2 rRNA genes (1 of these 2 cut by a window edge) are annotated in these 2,500 nt (G+C 52.4%); both read left to right on the top strand.

The features are described from left to right. Positions 1-2,267, top strand: a 23S ribosomal RNA gene (locus tag ACFPIK_RS18090) (it extends 601 nt beyond the left edge of the window). A gap of 120 nt (positions 2,268-2,387) precedes the next feature. Beyond that, positions 2,388-2,499, top strand: a 5S ribosomal RNA gene (rrf, locus tag ACFPIK_RS18085). Position 2,500: the final 1 nt, after the last annotated feature.

Below are 2,500 nucleotides of genomic sequence, written 5' to 3'. Positions count from 1 at the left end.
CGAGTTACTCCTCTCCGGCAAGGGTAAGGTATTAAGTACTGTACCCGGAGCGAAAGCGAGTCTGAAAGGGCGATGTAGTCGGAGGGGGTAGACGCGAAACTTAGTGATCTACCCATGGCCAGGTTGAAGGTTGGGTAAAACCAACTGGAGGACCGAACTGATAAGCGTTGAAAAGCTTCCGGATGAGCTGTGGGTAGGGGTGAAAGGCTAATCAAACTGAGAAATAGCTCGTACTCCCCGAAATGTTTTTAGGAACAGCGTCGGGAATTGTATGACGGAGGTAGAGCTACCGATAGGACTAGGGGGAGTCAAATCCTACCAAATCCTGACGAACTCCGAATGCCGTCATATAGAACCGGCAGTGAGGGCTGGGGTGCTAAGGTCCCAGTCCGAGAGGGAAAGAACCCAGACCTTCCGCTAAGGTCCCCAAATCTAGATTAAGTTGAACAAAGGTGGTCCAGTTGCAGAGACAGCCAGGAGGTTAGCTTGGAAGCAGCTATTCCTTTAAAGAGTGCGTAACAGCTCACTGGTCGAGCGACAGGGCGTCGATAATAATCGGGCATCAAATCTAGTACCGAAGCGAAGGATTGCAGCAATGCAGTGGTAGGGGAGCATTCCAACGGCGGCGAAGGTATCCTGTAAGGGGTGCTGGAGCTTTTGGAAAAGCAAATGTAGGCATAAGTAACGATAAGGCGGGCGAGAAACCCGCCCACCGTAAGACCCAGGTTTCCTGATCAACGTTAATCGGATCAGGGTTAGTCGGGGCCTAAGGCGAACCCGAGAGGGGTAGTCGATGGACAATGGGTTAATATTCCCATACTATTCATACAGGTGATGGAGTGACGGAGTGATGAAAGATCCGCCCGGTGACGGAATACCGGGTTAAAGCGGGTAGGTATTGGCCTTGTAGTTAAATGCGCAGGGTTAGCCGAACGTGAAAGTACCGAGCGTCTTCGGACAATCGGATAGTGATCCTAAGGGCTTCCAAGAAAAACTTCTAGCGCTAAGCGTATGAGTACCCGTACCGCAAACCGACACAGGTGGTCGAGGAGAGAATCCTAAGGTGCTCGAGTGAATCATGGCTAAGGAACTCGGCAAAATGGCCCTGTAACTTCGGGAGAAGGGGCGCCCCTGTAACAGGGGGCCGCAGTGAAGAGGCCCAGGCGACTGTTTAACAAAAACACATGGCTTTGCGAAGTTTCAAGACTAAGTATAAGGCCTGACACCTGCCCGGTGCTGGAAGGTTAAGAGGGGATGTTAGCGCAAGCGACGCATTGAATCGAAGCCCCAGTAAACGGCGGCCGTAACTATAACGGTCCTAAGGTAGCGAAATTCCTTGTCGGGTAAGTTCCGACCTGCACGAATGGTGTAACGATCTGGGCGCTGTCTCAGCCATGAGCTCGGTGAAATTGTAGTCACGGTGAAGATGCCGTGTACCCGCAACGGGACGGAAAGACCCCATGCACCTTTACTGCAGCTTAGCATTGGTACTGGGCAAACGATGTGTAGGATAGGTGGGAGACTGTGAAGCGGGCACGCCAGTGTTTGTGGAGTCGCCGTTGAAATACCACCCTTTGTTTGCTTGGTATCTAACCCCTAGAGGGGGACATTGCTTGGTGGGTAGTTTGACTGGGGTGGTCGCCTCCAAAAGGATAACGGAGGCTTCCAAAGGTTCCCTCAGTACGCTTGGTAACCGTACGAGGAGTGCAATAGCATAAGGGAGCTTGACTGTAAGGCCGACAAGCCGAGCAGGGTGGAAACACGGGTATAGTGATCCGGCGGTTCTGAATGGAAGGGCCGTCGCTCAAAGGATAAAAGGTACGCTGGGGATAACAGGCTGATCTCCCCCAAGAGCTCATATCGACGGGGAGGTTTGGCACCTCGATGTCGGCTCGTCACATCCTGGGGCTGGAGAAGGTCCCAAGGGTTCGGCTGTTCGCCGATTAAAGTGGCACGCGAGCTGGGTTCAGAACGTCGTGAGACAGTTCGGTCCCTATCTGTTGCGGGCGTGGGAAGTTTGCGAGGACCTGACCTTAGTACGAGAGGACCGGGTTGGACTGACCGCTGGTGTACCGGTTGTGGTGCCAACTGCACTGCCGGGTAGCTACGTCGGGAAGAGATAAGCGCTGAAAGCATCTAAGTGCGAAACTCCCCTCAAGATGAGACTTCCATATAGGGCCGTCAGAGACGATGACGTTGATAGGCTGCAGGTGTAAAGTCAGCAATGGCATAGCTGAGCAGTACTAATTGCCCGAAAGCTTACCTACAGGATTGTTACAGTTTCTACCAGATATGTTAAAGACATAAGATATTAGACGTAAGAGGATAGACATAAGACAAGATGAAGACATCTTGATACTTAAGTCTTGGTACTTGAGTCTTCCAATTTAGGCGGCCTAGCGCAGGGGTCCCACCTCTTCCCATCCCGAACAGAGAAGTTAAGCCCTGCAGCGCCGATGGTACTGGGGTTACTCCCGGGAGAGTAGGTCGCCGCCACATT

Source organism: Algoriphagus aquatilis, assembly GCF_042657405.1.
GTDB lineage: Bacteria > Bacteroidota > Bacteroidia > Cytophagales > Cyclobacteriaceae > Algoriphagus > Algoriphagus aquatilis.
Note: the sequence above shows the minus strand (reverse complement) of the source record. Positions and strands in the feature narration are given on the sequence as shown.